This is a genomic window from Sphingobacterium siyangense (assembly GCF_023277505.1).
GTDB classification, from domain to species: Bacteria; Bacteroidota; Bacteroidia; order Sphingobacteriales; family Sphingobacteriaceae; genus Sphingobacterium; species Sphingobacterium siyangense.
In genome coordinates, this window is the sequence record NZ_CP080574.1 from 4653145 (window position 1) to 4675248 (window position 22104).

At 34.6% G+C, this 22104-nt stretch carries 17 protein-coding genes; 9 read left to right on the top strand and 8 right to left on the bottom strand.

The genetic code is table 11. The annotated features are described in order from the left end of the window. Nucleotides 1-3: 3 nt before the first annotated feature. Genes K2F45_RS19510 through K2F45_RS19520 form a run of 3 tightly spaced genes read right to left on the bottom strand, consistent with a single transcriptional unit; the run spans nucleotide 4 to nucleotide 4944 of the window. Nucleotides 4-3192 (bottom strand): SusC/RagA family TonB-linked outer membrane protein, encoded by a 3189-nt coding sequence (locus K2F45_RS19510; protein WP_248932144.1) that lies wholly within the window; start codon nucleotides 3190-3192, stop codon nucleotides 4-6. An 8-nt stretch (nucleotides 3193-3200) separates the two neighbouring features. Further along, nucleotides 3201-4586 (bottom strand): TlpA family protein disulfide reductase, encoded by a 1386-nt coding sequence (locus K2F45_RS19515; RefSeq protein WP_248932145.1) that lies wholly within the window; start codon nucleotides 4584-4586, stop codon nucleotides 3201-3203. A gap of 4 nt (nucleotides 4587-4590) precedes the next feature. Next, nucleotides 4591-4944 carry a hypothetical protein gene (locus tag K2F45_RS19520; protein WP_248932146.1) on the bottom strand — a complete coding sequence of 118 codons (354 nt, stop codon included), beginning with the start codon at nucleotides 4942-4944 and terminating at the stop codon, nucleotides 4591-4593. Between the two features lie 554 nt (nucleotides 4945-5498). On the opposite strand from K2F45_RS19520, the gene K2F45_RS19525 reads away from it, so the two are divergent. Then, on the top strand, nucleotides 5499-5747 hold the full coding sequence (locus K2F45_RS19525) for a helix-turn-helix domain-containing protein (protein WP_248932147.1): 249 nt from the start codon (nucleotides 5499-5501) through the stop codon (nucleotides 5745-5747). A gap of 33 nt (nucleotides 5748-5780) precedes the next feature. Here K2F45_RS19525 and K2F45_RS19530 read toward each other — a convergent pair whose 3' ends face one another. The 5 genes from K2F45_RS19530 to K2F45_RS19550 all read right to left on the bottom strand — a co-directional run bounded on the left by K2F45_RS19530 (nucleotide 5781) and on the right by K2F45_RS19550 (nucleotide 10713). Continuing rightward, nucleotides 5781-6653: a HEPN domain-containing protein gene (locus K2F45_RS19530; protein ID WP_248932148.1), complete on the bottom strand. Its 873-nt coding sequence runs from the start codon at nucleotides 6651-6653 to the stop codon at nucleotides 5781-5783. Nucleotides 6654-7160: 507 nt separating this feature from the next. Further along, nucleotides 7161-7715 (bottom strand): hypothetical protein, encoded by a 555-nt coding sequence (locus K2F45_RS19535; protein ID WP_248932149.1) that lies wholly within the window; start codon nucleotides 7713-7715, stop codon nucleotides 7161-7163. 11 nt (nucleotides 7716-7726) lie between these two features. Next, nucleotides 7727-8920, bottom strand: coding sequence for an ImmA/IrrE family metallo-endopeptidase (locus tag K2F45_RS19540; RefSeq protein WP_248932150.1), 1194 nt, complete (start codon nucleotides 8918-8920; stop codon nucleotides 7727-7729). Nucleotides 8921-9011: 91 nt separating this feature from the next. Continuing rightward, nucleotides 9012-10562 (bottom strand): recombinase family protein, encoded by a 1551-nt coding sequence (locus tag K2F45_RS19545; RefSeq protein ID WP_248932151.1) that lies wholly within the window; start codon nucleotides 10560-10562, stop codon nucleotides 9012-9014. Continuing rightward, nucleotides 10525-10713: a hypothetical protein gene (locus K2F45_RS19550; protein ID WP_248932152.1), complete on the bottom strand. Its 189-nt coding sequence runs from the start codon at nucleotides 10711-10713 to the stop codon at nucleotides 10525-10527. The genes K2F45_RS19545 and K2F45_RS19550 overlap by 38 nt, the downstream gene beginning before the upstream one ends. Nucleotides 10714-11045: 332 nt before the next feature. On the opposite strand from K2F45_RS19550, the gene K2F45_RS27520 reads away from it, so the two are divergent. The 8 genes from K2F45_RS27520 to K2F45_RS19585 all read left to right on the top strand — a co-directional run bounded on the left by K2F45_RS27520 (nucleotide 11046) and on the right by K2F45_RS19585 (nucleotide 22100). After that, nucleotides 11046-11417 (top strand): helix-turn-helix domain-containing protein, encoded by a 372-nt coding sequence (locus K2F45_RS27520; RefSeq protein ID WP_410240486.1) that lies wholly within the window; start codon nucleotides 11046-11048, stop codon nucleotides 11415-11417. After that, nucleotides 11401-14436 (top strand): efflux RND transporter permease subunit, encoded by a 3036-nt coding sequence (locus K2F45_RS19555; protein ID WP_248932153.1) that lies wholly within the window; start codon nucleotides 11401-11403, stop codon nucleotides 14434-14436. Before K2F45_RS27520 ends, K2F45_RS19555 begins: the two co-directional genes overlap by 17 nt. 169 nt (nucleotides 14437-14605) lie before the next feature. After that, the gene (locus tag K2F45_RS19560; RefSeq protein ID WP_120262032.1) at nucleotides 14606-14833 is read left to right on the top strand and encodes a hypothetical protein; all 228 of its coding nucleotides are present in this window, start codon (nucleotides 14606-14608) and stop codon (nucleotides 14831-14833) included. 89 nt (nucleotides 14834-14922) lie between these two features. Beyond that, nucleotides 14923-16155, top strand: a complete 1233-nt coding sequence (locus K2F45_RS19565) for a DUF4221 family protein (RefSeq protein ID WP_248932154.1) — start codon at nucleotides 14923-14925, stop codon at nucleotides 16153-16155. Next, complete coding sequence (locus tag K2F45_RS19570) at nucleotides 16142-16576, top strand: hypothetical protein (RefSeq protein WP_120262034.1); 435 nt, start codon at nucleotides 16142-16144, stop codon at nucleotides 16574-16576. Before K2F45_RS19565 ends, K2F45_RS19570 begins: the two co-directional genes overlap by 14 nt. Continuing rightward, a complete protein-coding gene (locus tag K2F45_RS19575) occupies nucleotides 16576-17634 on the top strand; it encodes an efflux RND transporter periplasmic adaptor subunit (RefSeq protein ID WP_248932155.1) in 1059 nt (352 codons plus the stop codon). The genes K2F45_RS19570 and K2F45_RS19575 overlap by 1 nt, the downstream gene beginning before the upstream one ends. A gap of 9 nt (nucleotides 17635-17643) precedes the next feature. After that, the gene (locus K2F45_RS19580; RefSeq protein ID WP_248932156.1) at nucleotides 17644-20685 is read left to right on the top strand and encodes an efflux RND transporter permease subunit; all 3042 of its coding nucleotides are present in this window, start codon (nucleotides 17644-17646) and stop codon (nucleotides 20683-20685) included. After that, nucleotides 20682-22100 carry a TolC family protein gene (locus K2F45_RS19585; protein WP_248932157.1) on the top strand — a complete coding sequence of 473 codons (1419 nt, stop codon included), beginning with the start codon at nucleotides 20682-20684 and terminating at the stop codon, nucleotides 22098-22100. The genes K2F45_RS19580 and K2F45_RS19585 overlap by 4 nt, the downstream gene beginning before the upstream one ends. Nucleotides 22101-22104: the final 4 nt, after the last annotated feature.

Consider the following 22104-nt stretch of genomic DNA (forward strand, 5'->3'; position numbering starts at 1 on the left):
GATTTACAAACCTATTTTAATACCCAAGGACAGTATCAAGGGCAAGGGCATATTCCGATAATCAGGATCTATATGTTGCTTGTTGGCTTTCCAGATCAACCCAATATTATTGGCATAAGCATATAACCCCATTGTACGAAATGGCAGATTCTGTTTATTGGAAAACATATAATCCAATCGGATATCCTGAAATCGTATATGATCCCCTTTCTCCACCAATACCTCTGAATATTTGTAGAAATCATCTCTTCCACTAACATTGCTCGAGGGTACGGACGGCACCTGCGTATGGAGTTCATCACCTATTGCCTTCCATCGCTTGCCGTAGTCGCCATGGGTAGGTGTGCCACCTGTAGTAGAACCCAGTCCAAAGTTATTACCGTAAACTACTGATTCACGATGGTAGAAATAGCCCAGTCTATAGCTAATCAAAAAGGATAGCGAGAAATTCCTATAGGCAAACGTGTTTCTCAGCGAGCCATAATAAAGTGGTATTGCCGACCCATTAAAAACAATATTCTCTAATGTCGCAGTACTTATGATCTTACTGTAACTTTTACTCTCCAAGCCGTTTAAATAACCTATAGGATCTCCATTTGATGGATCCAAACCCGCCCAACGATAGCTAGAAATGCCATAGAGAGGCTGACCCTTGATCGGCACTAGATTGCCATCAAGAAAACCCGAGGAAATGGACTGTTCTTGGACATCCACTACAATATCCTTTGTCCAGGATAATAGGCCTGTCGCCGACCATTTAATATGTCTCTCTAATATTTTAGCATTTATAGTCAGATCCAAACCGTTTCCCTTTGTACTGGCTACATTTCCCTTAAAAAACATTACACCCGTAGAGTACGGATAAGGTACCGATCCATAGAGATCGTGGTTACGTTTTGTATAGTATTCAATGCTTCCTGTTATGCGATCAGCCTTCATTGCAAAATCGATTCCGATATTAAACATGGCCATTTTCTCCCAACGTAAGCTAGGATTTGGCGGGTTTTCAACAACGGCATACGGTTCACCTATCGGTGAAGATGAAGCGTTAGCGAGAGACGTTATGATATTAGCCGAATAGAAGTTGGACGTATTACCGCTCCTTCCATAGGTCGCCCTCAACTTAAGGTAAGGGAGAAAATCAAGTGAATAGAATGGTTCAGAACTCAAAGTCCAGGCAGCACCAACGGAAAATAATGGAACACCTTTCTCATTGGTCTTTACTCCATACAGATTACTTTGATCGAAGCGTGTACTGGCAGAAAGACTGTATCTATTTCGGTAAGAATAGCCAGCATTCATATAATACGATAAAAATCGATCAGAATTCCCTTTATGGTCATCAATATTAGGTATCTGGGAGGAGCTTGCTGGATTAATGTATTGCGGAAAACGCGTTAGATAATCTACTAAAATTCCCTTACCTGTATCTTCTTGATATCCATACGATCTATTGATCCAATTCTCCGAGTTAATTGCCCTTACTTCTATCCCTCCGATTGCATTTAGATCATGCAAGACTCCAAACTTATGTTGAAAATCAAGCTGCCACCTGAAATTATGAGCATCCATTTTGGATAAACAGCCATCTACAACCGAACCTATGGGAACCGCCCGGCTCAGGCTTCCATCTTTATTGATTGTCGTGTAGCGGTTGATCAAATCCCGACTGAAGTAAGATTCCTCATGCTGATTATTGATTCGATTACTTCTACTACCAGTATAGTTATATAGAAATTGGGTTGACAATCCGTTCCAAATTTTATATTTCAGGGAGGTATTGATCCGATAATCAGACACATTAGTATTATCATCATTCAAAGCAAGTTCGTCTAAAGGTCTATATTGCCAGTCGAGCAAACCCTTTGTTGACTGTTCCAATATATAGGGCTGTCGCAGTTTACTGGAAGACATATTATTTCCACTGTCATCCTTTAATCTGCCATACGGATAAAAAGGAACAAAATTAACATTATTATTTTCAGCTAGAGTTTTAACAAAGTTGACACCTAGTCCCAGTTCCAGCTGCGAATTTAACTGATAAACATTGTTAAGGCCTACCGTATATCGATCATGCTCTTGTCCACGCTGATTTTCGAGCGCACGGTCGTACCCAGCAGAGGCCCGATAAGAATACCCTTTAGTTCCACCGGAGATATCGAAAGCAACCTGACTGGCCAGACTGTTGCGTTCAAAATATTTTAATTGATCATCGCGGATATCCTGTTGCCGGTATTGCGCTATGGCCGAGATGGCATCGTCCTCAGAAAGTTTACCATCTCGAGCGAGTATTAACATTTCTACTACAGGACTAAGTGCGAGTTTATTTTTATTGTTTTCTGTGTTTTTGAAAAAGCCCTTCTTAAAAAGCTCTTGTTCTAGATCGATGTAATCATCTGCGCTGATACGTGGTCTATAAAATAGATCGCGCTTACCCCCGATCATCAAGTTACTGTTTATATTAATTTCTACAGGGCGATCATTACTACCTTTTTTGGTCGTAATTACCAGTACACCATTCCCCGCTCTAGCTCCCCAGATAGATGCTGCTGAAGCATCTTTTAAAAGAGTGACACTCTCGACATCATTCGGATTGATCGCGTTTAAGTCGCCATCGTAAGGAAAGTTGTCCACGATAATAAGCGGTTTACTACCACCAAAAAGGGTATTTTGTCCCCTGATATTAAACTGGCTTTTGGTAGTAGACGTTCTATTGATCGACAATCCGGCACTCATATCCTCCAATCTACTGAGCACATTTTCACCAGGCCTGCGATTTAATTCCTTATTGTCAATCGTCGCAAATGAGCCTGTAGCCCTTTCTTTCGGTAGTTTTTGGTAGCCCGTTGATACCACCTGAACCTCATCGATTCTAAGATCCGAAGGAAGAAGCTCAACAACGAGACTTTTATCAGCCTTTAGAAGCGTAAAACTCTTGCTTTCAAAGCCCGTAAAGCTTACACTAATATAATCGCCCGACTTGCTCTCAAAACTAAAATTCCCATCCTTGTCGGTCGCAATCACTAATTTTGTAGCCTTTGATTTTACTGTTGCACCTGACAAAGGTTGTTTATTTTCTTGTGAAATAACCTGGCCACGAATAACTAGATTTTCCTGTGCTTTTATGGGATAAATATATATTACCAATATCCCCATCAGTATCATGGCACAGCATTTTATTGTTTGTTTCATTACTTTAGCTATCTATCTTTAAACACCAATACCTCTATTTCCTTATTCTTTTTTTGGAGTGCCAAGCCATATTTTGCCAGCGCCTGATTGAGACTGCCGACATCAGACATCTTTGCTTCTATTTTGATATCCACTGCTTTTGCATATCCGGTATCGTCTACGATTGGTAAGGGATAATTTTGGAGGTATATCATACCAAGTTGTTGGGAAATCCATTTGATCGAAGCATTTCTCAACTCAAATCCAACGCCTGAGAATGTGGCTATTTCCTTTCCTCCGCCAGTCCTAATCCGATCTATGGTATCCAATCTTACGAGTGCTAACACCTCAGAAAGTTCCTTTTGGACGTAGACTTCATACTGGGGGAAAAATTGGTTAAGTTCATCCTTCATGATCACATATTTCTCAGCGTTACGCGATTTAGGTAAGATCAATTCATAACAATAGGTGTTCTTTTTGGCCCACTCCACCATATATCCGCTAGGCAAAAGTTTTGTCGTATCCTTTACCAAAAAGCGCATATTTTTTTTACTAAATTCACCCCGATTGCCACCAAATGCACCACCAAAAAGATGTGGAATAATGTCATTGGTAAACGTCAAGCGTATTAGCGTGCTATCTTTAAGGGGAGCTTTGGTGAAAATAGAACTCAGGCCACTTTGATATCCGGTCAGCACCGAATAGAAATTGAGGCTAGTGGGGATACCACCATTACTTCCGATAAAAAGAGGATCAGAATAATCATATTCGATCTTATAATCATGCTTTCTTTTGAGGTTTGTGTTGCCATCTTTTTCCAGTACTTGAATAATATTGTCGCGAGAAATTTCATCTGCACCGGTAAAGGCAATCACTTTGCCCCGAGCATCTATCCAGACAAAATGAGGTAAATAGACATGAGGGAAATAGCTAGATAACAGTTTATCATCTGTAACCACAGGAATATCACCCCGATATTTGGCATCTAGTTTTGAGATAAAAGCAAGTACATCTTTTGCTTTCTGATCGGTGATCGATATAAATTGTACTTTGTTTTTAAACTCTTTCTGGAGCTCTTCCATCTTGGGAATCATGGCAACGCAGGGGCTACACCATGTCGCCCAAAAATCAAGAATCAGCAACTTGCCTTTAAAATCTGATAGCTTTGCGGATTTAGTTTTGTAATTGTGAATTGGCGTAATTGACAGATCAGGGACATAGTCTCCGATACGCAGGCCGTTTTCAGTGATATCTTTTGCTTTCATTTGCCCATCAGCCCCGCTGTCCTTGCGGGGCGTCTGAGCTGATAAACTAAACATAGAAACTAAGAAGTATAAGATCACAAGTACCGTGATCTTTAGTATTTGAATATATAGCAATGTGCTACTATTGGATTGTAATTTTAATTTTTTCATGATACTAGGAATTAGCATTGGATTGGGATACGCGATGGAAGAAATCGGAGATTTCCTTGGTTAACTTTAGCTCATTTTTGTTCGTTTCCATTGCATGTAATAGAGCAATTTGAGAAAGATCCAACTTGTTAATGTGCGCTGTTAAATAAGCTGCAAGAGCTCTCAATAAGTCTATTGAGAATCCAGAAAGCTGATCTGAATTTACTGTTGATTGGAGCTCAATAATATGGTCTTTGATCATACCAATTGGATATTGTTTCCAAAAATCTTCAATATCTTTTAGCGGGTAGTAATCAGATTGATGAACGTCATAAATCGTTCTTTCTAAGGCGAGAATGGAATTGCATTTGGGTTTCATTTTTTAAGTTTTTAGGGCATAACTTTAAGCAAAAAGATCCCATTGCGTTAAATTAACGCATATGATGCCCCTTTTGAAAAAAGTTACGCGAGTGAAATAAAATGGCGTCTCAAATGCGGTTATAAAACAATTACACGGAGATTAATAGAAACGATACCGCATCAGTTTAAGAAGTTCAGACTTTTGTAGACTGATTTATTCCTTTTCAAATATGAATTCGACAAGGAATAATTTCTACAAACTATTCTGGAGGGCATTTTTTAAGATCCAAAGGATTCTTAAATGCTATTGTCCCTATATATAATAGATAGAAGAGAAACCTCCCTTGCTCAAAGGTTGAGCGTGAGAAACTACGCGACCCTATTATCAAATTAATAAGGGAGGTCCTCTCTACGAATTTTTTGTATTTTTTTAAGTCTATAAGTTTCATTCATTTTTGGTTTTCAGTTTCTCACGCTGTTACCAATGAATGAATATACAAATATATAAAACCAATCTATTTGTTGCAAGATCTTATAACAAATTATTTTCCCAGTAATAGTTAATTGCCTTCAATGAATGAAGAACGTGATTTACCAAGATTAATTGAAGTAGGAGCTTTTCTTAGACAACTAAGGGAAAAGGCTGGACTTAGTCAAGATCAACTTGCTACGCGCTGCGATTTGACTAAAAGTAATATTAGCAATATCGAAAATGGTAAAAAGGATTTTAATTTCACTACTTTCTTAGAGTATGCGAAAGGACTAGGTAAGCAACCTCAAGATCTTCTAGATAATGATTTTATTTTTTCAAAAAAATGGTAGTTGAGTATTAATTTAAAATTGAAATATTTTAGGTTAGTTTAAGCTTTTTATTTTCTCTTCACATAGAGATATTGAAATTTCCTCCAATATCTCGACTTTGGATATTAACTTTTTCAGATCCTCAATATCAATATAATAATCGTCTTGGTATCGAGCTTCCAAATAGCTCTTATTTAAAATATCAAATAATCGATACTCTTCACTATCACCAATCGGATAATTAAAAATTTGATTGAGCTTATCAGATATATTTTTAGAATATTTCCGATAAACTTTTAGTCGATGTGTCTTTGGCTTGTACCCAAAAAATATCAGAAGAATTCCACCGTAGAACTTTTCAGCAGTTTGATTAAGGTTAAAAATAACTTGTCTAAAGTTTAGCCCTTTATCTAATGCATTTTCCAACAGTGCTTTAGTACCATCAAAAAATGAACTACCTGCCTTAATCCAACTCTCAAAATTCTGTATTGCAAATTCCCTTTCTTGCTGTTTGCTCAATGATTTAGGTTTTGAAAAGATAAATTCTCCGGAATCAAAAAGAACAATCCCCTCTTTGATGATATCCCTAAAGAAGTACTGCCCCATCTCTAACCCTTTATTTACATAGTTAAAGCTATGTACAATAGGACTCACATCATTCTTATATTTTAGCGTTCTGTTTTCTATCTTGCTAGCAATATCATGCTCTTTATCCTTGTCGCCATCAGGTATCACCACCAGGATATCATAGTCGCTGATGTAAGAATACTTCGCTCCTCTCTCCTCGTATTCATCCTCTACCCACTTATCAGTCGTGTGACTGCCAAATAAGATAACCTTAGCCGGATTAGTGATCTCGCAGATTATTCCGACAATTTCAGCTAATTCGTCTTGTTTTTGTTGTGGTAAATGGGAAAGTTGGTTCATAGGGTAAATTTACGAAAATTATGACAAAATTGCTCCCGATGGAATAAGGAACATTCCTATAAGCGTAATAATCAAACAGATCACTAGTAGTATGTTTAAAAACACGTATTGAATCCCACCATTCTTATAAGAAAGTGCCAAAGTCTGAAGAGCTGCAATAGCTAAACTTAAGAGCATGAGCCAATTCCATATTGTTATAATAGTGGATGCTACACTAACATTTTCTACAGTACCATAGATTACATTCGTTCTAAACGTAATTGTTACAAGAAACGAAGATATCCCGAAAATTAGGTTACACTTGTAAAATGTGTTTGGTTTTCCAGTCATGTTTGGCATTGCCTTAAGTACTGACTTATTTTTATACATCAGGGTATTATTATCAATCATATTAAATCTCAAATTCATCATCCTTTTTGCACCTATGATACCACTAATATATCTAAATTGGGGACATAGGGATATATTGTTCCTTTAACGACATACTCGTCCGAAAATTAGTTCTTATCACACGTTATCACCTAAAACTAACATCGCATTTGCTACACTCGCAGTAGTATCATCATACTCTTCGTGTTGATATTCATGTCTTTCGTTGAGCATATAGAAATCACGATAAAGTTCAAAAGGATTTTGCGAACTACCTACCCATTTTATAATGATATCTAAGATCTCGTTCATAACTGGCTGAAAAGTCATGCGGCCATCAGAGCCACGTACTCCTCCGCCATCACATTTGCGTTTACCAAGATTTAAGAAGATATTCTTTTCATCATAGATAATACTACGCAGTTCCTTGGCTTCCTCTCCTTTTGGCAGATGATCCATTAACAATTTCCGAATACCTCCGTAATAAATATTATATTTTTCCTCAGGATTCTCTAATTGTTTACCAACCAACTCTCGGAGTTCGTCAATTTCCCTTAAGCTTCCAGATTGACCATCAATAGTTAATTGCTTCCCCTTTTTCTCATGGGCACGCTGCAATAATTCTAGACGCTCTAAATCTGCTTTACTGACAATTTCGTCCTGTTGTACTTTCTTTTTGTTATTATCTTCCATAAAATAGTATATTAATTGATTTCAAATACAGCTTTTATTTTTTCACTCGTTACTCGTACACTGTCCTCTTTCCAAGCAATTGGATTCAGCCGAGCAACCGCAACTTTATAATCGGGATAAAACTCTTTAAAGGCAGCATGGTAATTTTTATCATAAAGTTCCTTTTGGTACCACGTATAAAATGAATATACCAACGACGGATGGATCTCCTTGTCTTTAGCAAACCGCTCTACAACATACGCATTTTTGATATAGGTCTTGATATAATCAAAATCTGCCTTAGGCAAAAAATAATCCCGAGCAAAAGTATTTGCCTTTTCTTCAATTAAAAACAGATCTTCATCGTCAGATAAGTGGTAACTATTGGTATTGATTGCATCATAATCGAACAAAACATGATGCAACTCATGTAGTAGTGTAAACCAGATGGTAGGATATTTTTTCAGATTATCTGTTAAAACTATACAAGGTTTATTATTGATGATAAAAGTAGCACCTCTAACATGAGTCGTTGTCAAATAATTTTGAAATATTACAGTAACTCCAATATTGTATAAAGCTCTACATACTGTATAAAGACCATTCTTAACATCTTGTGAATACGGTTTCATATTAACGACAACGTCCTTAAGCCGTTCACGATCGTATTCATTAGGATTGTTTATCAGCTTGAATGTTTGATAAGCAGAACGTACCCAAAAGTCTTTCATCTTATCTGAGAACTTACGTTTAGTCCTACTATACAAAGGTGTTACCAGTTCGTCTTCAAACGACCTAATGGAATCATAACCAAAATAATGTAATACTCGTTCCACTAGTAGATCAACGTCATCAATGTTCTCAAAGAAACCTTCTTTAGTAAGCGTCTTCACATCAAAGTTTTTCATTAAAAATCTCACTTTACGCGCACGATCTATTGAGGTGATATTTTCCGTATTCTGATTCTTAAGGACCATCTGGATAAAGTCGTCCACGCCGACTTCCAAGAACTCCGCTATTTTGACAACATGAATAAGATTTGGCTGTTTGGCTGTACCGCTAATAATATCCTCAAATACATCCTTGTCTATACCCAATAATTTAAGTGCTTTTGTCTTTGTGATCCCGTATTCCTCTATCTTTTCGTCAAAGCGTGATTTCAAATCAAATGATACATCATCATTGAATATATCTTGAAGGAGTTTATCTACATCTATATTTTTCATTTCTGAAAGTATTTACCCTCAAATATACAGTAAATTTTCTATATAAAATAAAAATAAAGGGTAAATACCCTCTAATAAAAGAATTTTATAGTCAGAGAGTTCGAATCTCTCCAGGTCCACTTGACGGGATAATTGAAAAATTACCCCGTTTTTTTGTATAATCTAAATAACCCATTTCTCTCATTTTCAATTCATTACGAATAAAAGGTTCCATAATATACGGAGTTCGATAGATACCATTCTCATAGTATAAAAAGTCGTCGAACACCATTTTAATGAGTTCTTGCTTTTCTATTGTGTTAGCTTCTGTATAAACGTAATTAAGGTCTGAAAGATAAAATAATTGATCTCGTAGCAATAAAAATGTCTTATCTCCATTATGTCTTAACTTATCAATTTGTTCTTTAAGAGATTCTTTTTTTATAGTCAACTCATTATGCCATCTTTCATAAGTATCGTGTTGAATCCGATTTGTAATCCATTTTTCTTCGATTGACATAAGCTTTTCTCCTACCTGCTCGTATTCGATTTGGCGTTGTTTTAATAATGTTTTATGTTCTTTTAAAGTTATCTCCATCTCGATCTCACTCTTCTCTTTTATACTAGATATTAGTTTTTCAGGAAGACTCATTAATTCTAAAGCGCCGGATAATTGTTTGTGAGCTTTTTTAGCACTTATATTATTATGGGCACTAGCGATACTACATTTATAATAATAATAGTATTTCCCCATTTTCCCTTTACTAGCAGCACCAGTTAATAATTTTCCACAATGGCAGCGTAAGGCACCACGTAGTGGAATTAGGTCGTCATAAATTTTCCTTTCTTTATTACCTCTTTTTATTTTTTCATTAACTAATTTCCAAGTCGTTGCTTCAATAATTGGCTCGTGATTTTTTAGAGGGAATAACCCTCCTGGATTTTGTTTCCACGCTTTGACTTGTTGAAATCCATAATATAAAGGGTTTGTTAGTATTCGTTCAACGGCAGTAGTTGCCGTGCGTTTTAACCCCATTTCTATAGCCTTTTCCTTAATTTTGTATAAAGCAACTCCCGCTATATAAGCATCATAAATATATCTAACGACAATTGCTTCACTTTCATTCACTACTAGACGACGTGCCTCATTCTTACCCTCCTTTTTATAACCAAATGGAGCCCGCCCTCCTTGAATCCAAAGTCCTTTAACTGCTTTGGCTGTATAGATTCCTGCATTTATATCATTCTGTCTTTTTATATTTTCAGAATTGCCCATTAAAAATTCAAGCCCCATTATAAAGAATGAATTATGATCCATACAATCATAAATTGATCCTCTACTAGCGCTTACAATCCTCACATCATAAAGTGCTTGAATTTTTGTAACCATATTAATGGCGTCGCCTGCGATCCTACTGAATCTTGTTAACTCAGCTACGACCAAGTAATCAATTTGATCATGGTTCTTTTTGATAAACTCAAAAAGAACCTTAATATCAGGCCTATCAAAGTTTCGTGCAGTGTGTCCTTCGTCGATAAATGTATCCACAATTTCCACACCGCTATTATTCATCCATTGGCCTGTTATTAAATCTTGACGTTCGATACTATGTAAACTTTGACCATCACTGCTGAACCTTAAATAGCGTATACCCTTTTTCATTAGCCTCCTTTATTGCTTTGTTAACCAAAATTTTAACTATTAAATTTACTAAATTTTCTTCGTTTTTCATTTTTAGATCTGCGATAGTATTGTCTTTTTTATCCACTTTACCAATATTACTGCTATTTTTTAAAGCTGTATTTTTTGACATAACTTGATATTTTATTAATTCCATTTTTAAATCGAATCTCTTTCCCAAACACCTTAAGTAGGGAGTTGAAGGACACATATCACTGTAAACCTAAATTTTCAATATTATTTCTTTTAGTAATCGAACAATCTCAAATTGCCTATTTTTCGAATTTAAAATCATAAAAAAGTAGTCTAGATATTAGAGGTTATATAATTAGTGTTGTTGAGTTCTGACAAACTGTAAAAATATATTAGTAAAGAAGGTGTTCGTATTGGTCAAAATGCAGTTGGTCGAGAATTTTTGGTCAATCAAGGCTTCAATTGTATCTTTTAGCATTCAATCAGAAACTCATGAAGAAGCCAAATAGAAAAATAGAGTGTTCAAAGCTTGTAATCGGGTACGTACTAAAAAGACATAGAATACAACATGGATATACACAAAACGAAATAGCTGATTTAATACATGTATCCAGACCGTGTTATTCGTCATGGGAAAATGATTATCATGAAATCCCATTATCCAAATTACTTCAACTCGCTGAATGCTATAATTTGGAATTTATATCATTGATTGCCGAAATCATACAAGAAGATTCAAGGGTTCATAACAATCAGGAAAATATAATAGCTAAACAAATAACGAATTTAAATTCGGACATAAATCAAATGAAGAAATTGTTAGGTGAGATCCTAATTAAACAAAACGATGGTTACTTCATTTAGATTAATCATAATCTTCTTTATTCTAGGTTTCATAAGTATATTTTCTATAAGAAACTTAAATTTTCAATTGAACAAAAACTCAGCTGAAAGATCGTTAGAAATATCCTTTTCAACATTCAAAACAACACCTGAAGAAACTGAGCAATATGTCACATCAAAAATTGAAAACGCTTTATCAAGAATAGATAATATCAAAACAATTAGCTCCTTTTCAACCGAAGACAACGGCTCTATAAAAATTTCTTTTAATACCTCTTCCAACCTAACGCAAAAAAGATTCGATATACTATTAAATCTAAGGCAAGTTTTTGAAAACTTACCTCCGGGAACAACATTTCCGATCATATCACAAATAGGGCAAGGATCAGAAAAACAACCCTTAATATCCTATTCCATAAGCGGAATTAGCAATTCCGAGATCAATTCTATAAAAACAATTTTTGAAAAAATCTTTAGAAACAATGATATCCCGGCTACATTGGAAGTTACTGGAGGAAGCAGAAAGATTATTCAAATCGAATACGATAAAAATCGAATGTATTCACGAAAGGTTGCAATTAGTGATGTAATTTCTTCTCTTCAAGGTCTTACAAACGAAAATTATCTTGGAAATGTCACTGAACATGGCATGAATTATTTTGTTAGACTAGCGTCGCACTCAGTTGGCACCTCAGCATTAGAAGAGATCGTTTTAAAAAATACTCCCTTAGTCAAATTACGGGACATTGCCACTATTTCTGAAACTTATGAGAAAAATGATTTTTCATATCGAATCAATGGAAAAAACACAGCATTGATCCATATTTATGAGGATCAATCAGAAAATGTTTTAACGACCTATTCGAAAATTTCCGAAGTTTTGGATAAGATCAAAAAAGAACTTCCAGAAGGAAGTGAATTAAGGTTAGAACAGGATAATTCCAAACATTTAAGGAAACTCGTCAGAATAGCTATGATAAATGGCGCAATTACTCTTTTACTTATTGCTTTGGTATTACTATTATTTAAGAACTGGAAATACCTCCTAATTGTAATTACAACCATAATAATCAATTTCTGCATATTAGTTCTAATTTATTCTTTATTTAAGATTCCAATTGACTTAATTACATTAAATAGTATCTCCTTCATTTTATCACTTTTATGTTTTAACCTACTAATTGCGTTGGGACAATTTGATAAAATAGGCAAAAGACGAATACAGCAATCCCAAATAATTATATTTCTTATTGCTGCTTCTATTTATATGGCGATAGAATTTTTAGATTATCAAGATCTTCATCAACTTCAATCCATTCTAAAATTTTCAATAATTGTAATTGCAGTGGGAACAATTACTAATTTCCTTTTTGCCAACAGTTTACACAATTTGCTGACAAAAAATTCGAACAGACAAAAGAGCAGCAAAAATCTAACAGTTTTTACGAATGTTAAAATAATAAAGTTCAGATATATTATTTTATTTCTTGTTCTTTCCTTTACAGGAATACCTCTCTTTATGCTTCCTTCCAAAATAGAGGGCAACAACACTTACAATAAAATTTTTGGAACGACCCTTATACAGGATAAGATTATTCCGGTATCCAGTTTAGCACTTGGAGGTATGTGGAGATTATTCCATGAAAATATTTATGTAAATACAGATTTTGAAGATTCGCAAGAAACTTCTTTGAATATTTATGCTGAACAGCCAATTGGCGCAACAGCAGAACAAATGAAAAGCTCACTGGAATACTTAGAAAAATTTCTTTCAGACACCGAATATATAGAACTATATGTCTCACAGGTTTTTTCTGGACAACGAGGAACTATTCGAGTCAAATTTTTAAATGATATACCTATTCATTACCCTGAAAAATTGAGGCAACAGTTAATCAATGCATCTCAAAACTTAGGTGGTGTTGGTTGGACGTTTTTTGGTATTGGCAAAGGGTTTAGTAATAAAATGACTAAGGAACATCCTAGTTTCCAATTAAAAATAAGTGGATATAACTTTGCCAAATTAAAAGAAATAGGTGAATTTGTTAAAACAGAGATTTCCAAAAATGATAGAATCAATAGTGCCTCATTAGCTTCTGATAACCAATTTATTTCAGATAATAATCATGAATACAAAATGTCTGTAAATGACAGACAACTGGCACAGTTAGAACTAGATGATAAGAATGTTAAATCGGAACTTATCCTGAACAATTCGGAAATCATGGATAAGAAAATGATTGTTAATATATACAACGAAAATATTCCAATAAAAATAACTGCAAAAAATCAAGATAATCTGACGATTAATGAATTTTTAACCCACTCTATAAGACTTGAAGATCGTTATATCAAGCCAAATTCGATAACGACCTTCCTAAAAGCAGACAGAGTAGAATCAATCGTCCGGGAGAACAGGCAATATATTCAGATACTAAATTTAAAATATGTAGGATCTCTCGAAACGGGATACAAATATCTTTTAGAAGAAACAGAAAGAATAAATAAAAATCTTCCAGAAGGTTACTTAATAGATGTCTTAAGCGATCATGAAAGTTCGAAACCTCTGACGACAAAATTGCTAATATTTCTTTCTACAACATCCTTTATCTTTATCCTATTAACAATTCGATTGAATAGTTTTAGAAAAGCAGGATTGGTTTTCCTTATGGTTTACATATCTCTTTCGGCCATCTTTGTCACCTTTTATATTGGTGATTTTAAATTTGATGAAGGGGGGCAGGCCTCTTTTATATTTACCATAATAATTGGATTTTGTTATCTTCTTTATTTTTGGGGAGATTTAGGTGTAGTAGTAAAAATAGAAGGTAGCAGAATCCATCTCCGCCAGAACATTAAATTAATAAGCCTATCCTTTCTTATTGTGAATATTGGAAATCTTACTTACCTAATCACTCAATTTAACGATCCTTTTTGGTCAGCTTTTTCCATCGGAATTTTAGCATCATCCATTGCAATTGTTTTTATTACCACATTCGTAATTCCATTATTTTCAGTAAATAAGGATACACTTAAATAATGATTTTTAAATTTTCCCGGGATTTTTAAAAATGAAAAACTTACTATCAGAATGTCAAAAATGCAATCAAAACCCTGAATGTCTTTTAATTAAATTTGATAGTACAGTAATCAATTACGGGGAAGCCTAAACCCATAATCGTAGGCATTATTTCATTAATTCATTTAACATGAAAAAATCAATTAAAAAAGTAGCAGCATTTGCTTTGTTGCTTGGTGGTATTGCAGGTTCAGCTTCTGCGCACATCGCCGTTGGGACTTATTGTTTAAGTCTTGCCTCAGGACCATCAATTGGTAAATGTGTAAGTGCCACGTATGGAGTGGAGTGTAACCGCTACGCTACATCGGGATCAGATTGTGCTGGTAACAGAACGGTAATTGACAACATTGGTGGTTAATTGCCTTAGAGAACTGTTCAATTGAGAACAGTTCTCTTTATTAAAATCTCAAAAATCTAAAAATCAGTTATTTTTAAAATCTCCAATAAATGAGTAATAGACTTATCAATTCTCTGCGGTTAGTTTTACTTTGCAGTACGATATATGGGTGTTCAGGATCTGGTGATAATCCCGTCGAATATAAAGATGAAAACGCCAAATCTTATAAAAAGAGCGCTACGCTAGAATTGACAGATTCTTATCTATTACCCGTTGATGAAAATACAGATAGTAAGATCTACGGTATTGATATTTTTAAGGATAAAAATAACAACACGAAGACGATTTCATTTCTGAATCCTTCCTCAAAGTCTATTCTATTATTCGATTTTGATAAGAAAGCAATTATTAAGAAAGTTCCCTTATTTCAGGAAGGTAGGAATAATACAGGAGCAATTAACCTTCCCTCGATGCATAAAGTTATCTCAAAGGATTCAATTCTCTTTTTTAATATGGATTACCTAAATGTATTGAATACAGATGGGGATCTTTTGGATCGTGTTAAATTGGTAACTGAGAATTCAATAGTTGATAACAGCCCAAAACCTAACCCAAGCACCAATTCGCCAATTATATATAAGGACGGAACTGCCTATTTGTTTTGCGCATATAACGTATATTATTCTCCTCAGAATGAAATCAAAGATCTGTTAAAGGTCAATCTTGCTAATAAAGAAATAAAACCATTATTCAATCGGATCAATCTATATAACTATGGATTTTGGGGCCATAACATGAACCTTTATTACTTATATGGAACTCAGAACTTCAAAGAAAACAGCTTAGTAATGGGTTATGCAGCTGATCCCCATTTATATACATTCAATTTGAATGACGAAAAAGTGACACCTGGTCAATTTATCGGAAGCGAGAACTTCAAAAGTATTGATCCATTTTTATCTAACAAAAATGATAAAACTCTCAATCCTAGTCATGATGACATGGCTAAGTCCGCAGAATTTGAACTGACCAATCCTTCTTATTATTCAGTTTTTTATGATGACATAAATGACGTGTATGTTCGTTTAGCTTATCTACCAAGGACGAAATCAGAATATAGAGATCCATTAACCCGCTATAAATTTAAATATAGCGCAATAATCATGGACAATAACTTCAATAAAATTGGAGAAACCATTTTACCGGACGCAACGGAATTGGATTACAGAATGATCTTTTTTGATAATGGATATATGTATGTATTCAATAAAAAGAAATATAACGAAGATAACAATAACCTATATTTTGATAGATATAAACTGAAAAAAGATGCGAATATTTAAAATAACAGCTTTACTCCTATTATTTGCCTCTTGTTCCGAAGGAAACAAAAATAGCGGCTTGTATAAGAACGCCTTAAATCAAAACCACATCGAGAATCAAAAATATGTAGTGGTAGTCCCTGGCGCAGGGTGCGGCGGATGTATATCTAATGCAACTTATTTTTTAGTGAATAACTATAGTAAAATAAAAGATAGTGTTACCATAGTATTTACAGGAGTAATGGACAAAAAACTTCTAAAAAATGAAGTCGGAGAAGAATTTCTAAAAAATTCTAATGTTAAGATTGATCAGGATAATTATTTCTTGGCACCGGAAATTGTCTCCAACTATCCGCAAGTTATTTCTTTCAAGGGAAATGATGGAGAAATTGGTGAGATTCAAAATTTTGATGATAATACGTATAATTCCATTATTCAATAATGAACAGGAGGATAGCATATTTTCTTTTTGCTTCAATCCTATTTTCTTGTTCTGGAACGCAAGAATCTGAGGTAAAAACGGCCAAATCCACTAATTCCGAAAAACCGGATAAGAATATAGTAGTACACGCTAAAAAAGTAGATGAATCCGATCTTTCATTTTCAATCTATTCGAATGGGAAAATAGTTTCTAAAAATAATTATACTATTTATTCCCCAATAGATGGTATAGTTCTGAGGTCTGAATTAAAGAATGGAAAACATGTGCAGGAAAATAGCCTGCTTTTACAATTAAGAAATGACGAACTGGACTACAGCCTACGTAAAACAAAAGCCTCCTTATTTAATAACAGTTTAACGTATAAAAGTGATTCAATAAGCCAGAGCAGATTAAACAGCATAGATGGGCGACAGTTTACAGACACAGTATTGAAACGGCTTGAAATCGAATCTGGGGTCGCAATTTCTCAAATCGAACTTGATGAACTGAAATCAAAGCAAAAAAAACTAGCGATCGTTTCCCCGGTTACCGGAACGATCTATGATACCAAAATAGGAAATAAAAGTGTAATCAAAGAGGGAGACGAATTATTCAAGATCTATTCAACGTCCAATCTAAAATGTTCTTTTAGAATCATGGAAAGTGAAATCAAATTGATAAAAATCGGAGATAACATTAAAATTGTCCCACAAGCATTCAACGGTACTTTTCAGGCCAAGATCTCAGAAATTAATCCAATAGTTGACGAGAATGGTACTATTGAAATTATTGCAGATATACTAAATCCAAATCGCCTTTATCTCGGAATGAATGTAGATGTTGAGGTTTTAGTCAATCCACAAAGGAGTTTATGGGTACCCAAAAATGCGTTGGTAAAAAGGTCAGGAAAGGATATTGTATTTACTTATGAATCTGGAAAAGCAATATGGAATGAGGTAAAGATAGGTGTGGTCAATGGCGACCAGGTGGAAATAAAAAATGGTCTCTTACCGGGAAGTTCTGTAATTGTCTCCAATAACAATTATCTTTCCCATAATTCTAATGTGGTACTAAATTAAGGCTACATTATGATGAAGTTTCTTTTGCATAAATCCCTGGCCGTATACCTTATTTTTTTAATTGCAGTTGTATGGGGTGGCTTTTGTTTTTTCAACATTCCCGTCTCTTTACTACCTAATATTGAAAAACCTGCCATACAGATAAAAATAAACTATCCAAACCATGCGGCACAATCTGTTGAATCCAACGTTACAAAAATTATTAGGGAAGGGATAGGTTCTGTAGGATCAATCAAATCCATAGAGAGCGAATCATACAGTCACTTTGCATTAGTAAACTTATCGTATGAATTCGGAACAAATATGAGTGATGAATTCATTAAACTAAATGAACGTATTGACCAGTTGCTTCCTGATCTTCCAAGCGATTTTATTAGACCGCAACTAATTAAACAAAATGTTTCAGATGTTCCGATAGTAAATCTACAGATCACACCAAAAGTAGATATAGACCTGTTGGAAGCATCTGATATCACACTTCAACTTATCAAAAGAAGGATAGAAAAAATAGAAGGTGTTTCCCTGGTTGATATCAATGGCTTAAAGACTAGAAGTGTCAGAATAATTCTGGATAAAACAAAGATCAGATATTTAGGGCTCGATGAACAAAAGATAAGGGAAACGGTTCAGACAAGCGGCTCTTCTTCTGGTGCTTTAACAGTAAAAGACGGCAACTACTCCTATCTGGTCAAGATGGCAAATAATATAAGTGACATTGACCATTTAAGGGATATCTCCATTCGGCTCGAAAATAATCGTGTTATTTCATTGAGAGATATTGCAAAAATTGAATCGGTAGCGGCCCAGGAAGTTGGCAAGCATTTGTTCAATAATGAAGAGGCAATTGTATTAGCGATTCACAAACAGGCAAATGCTAGGATGAATGAGGTAATACAGTCTGTCCATGATGAATTGGATTTAATCAGGAATGATTATACCAAGCTAAATTTTGATCTCACTCAGGATCAGACCTATCTCCTAAATGCAGGAATAGAAAACTTGACACAGGACCTTATTTATGGAGGCATCTTATGTGTATTGCTTCTTTTTCTATTTGTCAATAACATATCGTCTCCTATTTTAATGGGCATAAGTATTCCTATATCACTATTGCTGACTTTTATCTGCTTCTATTATTTCAAAATATCATTCAATATCATTTCGCTTTCAGGACTTGCATTGGGTATTGGAATGCTCATTGACAATTCTATTGTTGTTATTGACAGTATTTCAAGAAATTATCTGGATTTTGATCTTGAAGAAGCTTGTATTAAAGGTGCTGGAGAAGTATTCGTCCCTGTTCTGAGTCAAGTTTTAAGTACAATTGTAATCTATGCCCCACTTATTTATTTAAGTGGAATAGCTGGAGAGCTGATTTATGACCAAGCCATTGCATTGACCATTTCCTTGTTAGTTTCGCTATTTGTAGCGTTTATTCTAACGCCTGTCTTATTTTATAGTTTTAATGCAAGAAGTAAAAAGCGAATTAAATCTGGGCAGGAAACCTTTCTATTTAAGTTTATCATGAGATTTTATGATGTTTTATTCGAAGTGATATTTAGAAACAGGAGGAAATTCGTTTTAGGCATTTTAATATTGATTCCTTTAGGTTATCTAATAGCAGTCCGCATTCCGATACGGATCATGCCACAATTTGAAGAGAACGAAACGTCTGTCAATATAGATTGGAACGAACCGGTAGGGATACAAGAAAATGAAAATAGAATTAACGATCTCTCAAAATTACTGCATGGCGCTGTACATTGGGAAGCCGACATCGGTATAAGCGACTTTATGATAGATATAAAAAGACGCAATATCAATAGTTCGGATATTTACTATAAATGTACAGACACCGAATCAAAAAATGCATTAGACAAGAAACTGTTAGCATATTTTAACGTAAATTATCCAAATGCCTTTATAAAAATATCAGGCGCTAAAAATGCCTTTACACATTTATTTGAGAACGATGAGCCACAAATGGAAGTTCGGTTTCGACAGGATGCTTTTTTAGATAGCGGAGATAGCGAAAATAACGTCCAACTTGTTAAAAATGCCTTACCAGAATTGAAATGGGAAAACTCCAGCAATCTATCTAAAGTTACGAATGTAAACCTGCATCTTAATGAACGAAAATTAAGTAGCTATCAGCTGGAAAAAAGTGATGTCATCCATCAATTAAAATCAATCTTTAATGACAGTGAAAAAATTAAATTTACAGGGAACGGTGATGTCTTCACATCTCAGATTGTCGATACAGCATCCTTAAACCAGAAATTTAAAATATCATATTTAAAGAATAGCAACGATGGATACTTTCAGTTGCAAAACTTTGTATCATATGACTATTCAGATGAAGATCAATCCATTTCGGCAGATAAATTCGGATACTATAAATCAATATTCATAAATGAGATCCCAAAAGGGTTTAATATTGATAAGATTCAAAAACAATTAACTAAACTTATTGAGTCCAAAAACTTAAATGCATCCCTTACCGGAGCATTCAAAGCTGAGAAAGAGATCAAAAAAGATCTATTCATAGTTGTTATATTATCCCTAATTCTTCTTTTTGCCCTGCTAGCCATACAATTTGACAATTTCTTACATCCGTTTGTTGTTATGTCATCATTGCCTTGCGCACTGTTTGGTTCATTCTTTACGCTTTGGATTATGGGTGGAGAGTTCGATATAATGGCCGGTATAGGAATTATAGTCGTACTAGGTATAATAGTAGATGACCCTACATTAAAGGTTGAAACAGTCAATAGGTTAATTAAGGAAGCAAAAAACCATGGCAGAAAAATTGATAGGGAGAACCTCATTTCACTTTTACATGATGCAGGGAGAATTTGTTTAAAACCTTTAATCATGGTTTCCCTCACCACAACATTAGCATTGGTACCCGTTTATTTTTCACACGGTATTGGAAATGATATCCAGCGAAATTTTGTAAGTGTCGTTGTGGGAGGTTTAAGCCTTGGAACGATACTTTCATTCTGTTTCATACCATTGATTTATTATGCAGTAACAAAGAAAAATTCATGAAGCTACTGAAATACATTATTATATTTTCTTTTTGCTCGGCAACTAAAGGATATTGTCAGAGCTCGGCAAATGATTATACGCTGGAGAATATCATCGAAATTGCAAAATCAGAATCAATTGCCAATAAAATCTCAGTGGCACATCATCAAAGAAATATTGCTCAATATAATAGTTACAAAAAGCTTTTTTTACCTGAAATCGGCTTTACATCTAATATATTGGATTATAGTAAAGATTACTTTAGTGTAATACAGCCATCCGGTACTATCTCATTTCAATCAAGGTCGCAAAATTATTCCACTCTAGGGTTGGCAATCACACAGATTGTTCCCCAAACCGGAGGAACTGTTTCAGTATCCTCCAATCTTACACGGTTTGATGATTTTATTTTGAAAGAGAAGCAATATAATGGCATTCCCATAAATTTATCTATTCGGCAACCCATTAATGCTTACAATGAATACAAATGGTTAAATATAATTGAACCGATAAGACTTGAAAATACAAAGAGAAGAAGTGTAGCGGAACTAGCGCAAATATCGTTATTAACCACAAAATTATACTTCAATGTAATTGAGGGCAAATCTTCATTCGATCTTTCAGAAGAAGCATACAAAACTTTTCAACGATTATTAAATGAAGAAAAAGAGAAAGTGAAATTCGGGACTACATCTCTCAACAAATATTCCCAGATTGAGATCCAGATGCTAGATGCCGAGAAATTAAGAAATGCTGCATTGGAAGATCTTAATAATTCCATTGTCGAACTATCCGATTATATTGGTATTCACATTTCGAAAGACAATGAACTTCGCTTACCTTCCCAATTGCCTGAAATTAAAATTGACAATATAGACCTGGTATCCAGCATGGAAAAAAACATGGCTGAGTATACCGAATTTAAAATTAAAGCTCTTGAAGCTCAAAGAGATTTGGAAAAAGTCAAAAAAGAAAGATATAAGATAAATGTTGGACTTTCAGTCGGATATAATTCTACCGATAATCATTTAGGCAATGTGTATAGTCGGGCAAATCCAAGACAGAGCGCTACTTTATCTTTAAATTTTCCGATTCTCGATTGGGGAAGATTAAAAGAGACCGCTAAAGCTGCTGAATATAATTTAAAGGAGGTGGAATTAGCTATTGAAAGCGACAAAAAAATAATCCTCCAAAATATGCGGCGCGCAGTTAATGGTATTGAATATAGTTTAAAAGATATTGAAATTTCAAGGAAGATGCTTGAAATTGCCAAACAACGATACTCTTTGCTAATCGACCAATTCTCAACAGGAAAAATTACAGTTACAGACCTGATAAACTCCCAACAGGAAAACAATGTAGCAAATCAGTCTTATATAAGATCATTAAGGAAATATTGGGAGAATTACTACGAGCTAACCGTTTTTGTAAAATAACATT

What these genes read in the sequence shown, in the direction of transcription:
- K2F45_RS19510 (WP_248932144.1), bottom strand. Translation starts at nt 3,192, where the DNA reads ATGAAACAAACAATAAAATGCTGTGCCATGATACTGATGGGGATATTG.
- K2F45_RS19515 (WP_248932145.1), bottom strand. Translation starts at nt 4,586, where the DNA reads ATGAAAAAATTAAAATTACAATCCAATAGTAGCACATTGCTATATATT.
- K2F45_RS19520 (WP_248932146.1), bottom strand. Translation starts at nt 4,944, where the DNA reads ATGAAACCCAAATGCAATTCCATTCTCGCCTTAGAAAGAACGATTTAT.
- K2F45_RS19525 (WP_248932147.1), top strand. Translation starts at nt 5,499, where the DNA reads ATGAATGAAGAACGTGATTTACCAAGATTAATTGAAGTAGGAGCTTTT.
- K2F45_RS19530 (WP_248932148.1), bottom strand. Translation starts at nt 6,653, where the DNA reads ATGAACCAACTTTCCCATTTACCACAACAAAAACAAGACGAATTAGCT.
- K2F45_RS19535 (WP_248932149.1), bottom strand. Translation starts at nt 7,715, where the DNA reads ATGGAAGATAATAACAAAAAGAAAGTACAACAGGACGAAATTGTCAGT.
- K2F45_RS19540 (WP_248932150.1), bottom strand. Translation starts at nt 8,920, where the DNA reads ATGAAAAATATAGATGTAGATAAACTCCTTCAAGATATATTCAATGAT.
- K2F45_RS19545 (WP_248932151.1), bottom strand. Translation starts at nt 10,562, where the DNA reads ATGAAAAAGGGTATACGCTATTTAAGGTTCAGCAGTGATGGTCAAAGT.
- K2F45_RS19550 (WP_248932152.1), bottom strand. Translation starts at nt 10,713, where the DNA reads ATGTCAAAAAATACAGCTTTAAAAAATAGCAGTAATATTGGTAAAGTG.
- K2F45_RS27520 (WP_410240486.1), top strand. Translation starts at nt 11,046, where the DNA reads ATGAAGAAGCCAAATAGAAAAATAGAGTGTTCAAAGCTTGTAATCGGG.
- K2F45_RS19555 (WP_248932153.1), top strand. Translation starts at nt 11,401, where the DNA reads ATGGTTACTTCATTTAGATTAATCATAATCTTCTTTATTCTAGGTTTC.
- K2F45_RS19560 (WP_120262032.1), top strand. Translation starts at nt 14,606, where the DNA reads ATGAAAAAATCAATTAAAAAAGTAGCAGCATTTGCTTTGTTGCTTGGT.
- K2F45_RS19565 (WP_248932154.1), top strand. Translation starts at nt 14,923, where the DNA reads ATGAGTAATAGACTTATCAATTCTCTGCGGTTAGTTTTACTTTGCAGT.
- K2F45_RS19570 (WP_120262034.1), top strand. Translation starts at nt 16,142, where the DNA reads ATGCGAATATTTAAAATAACAGCTTTACTCCTATTATTTGCCTCTTGT.
- K2F45_RS19575 (WP_248932155.1), top strand. Translation starts at nt 16,576, where the DNA reads ATGAACAGGAGGATAGCATATTTTCTTTTTGCTTCAATCCTATTTTCT.
- K2F45_RS19580 (WP_248932156.1), top strand. Translation starts at nt 17,644, where the DNA reads ATGATGAAGTTTCTTTTGCATAAATCCCTGGCCGTATACCTTATTTTT.
- K2F45_RS19585 (WP_248932157.1), top strand. Translation starts at nt 20,682, where the DNA reads ATGAAGCTACTGAAATACATTATTATATTTTCTTTTTGCTCGGCAACT.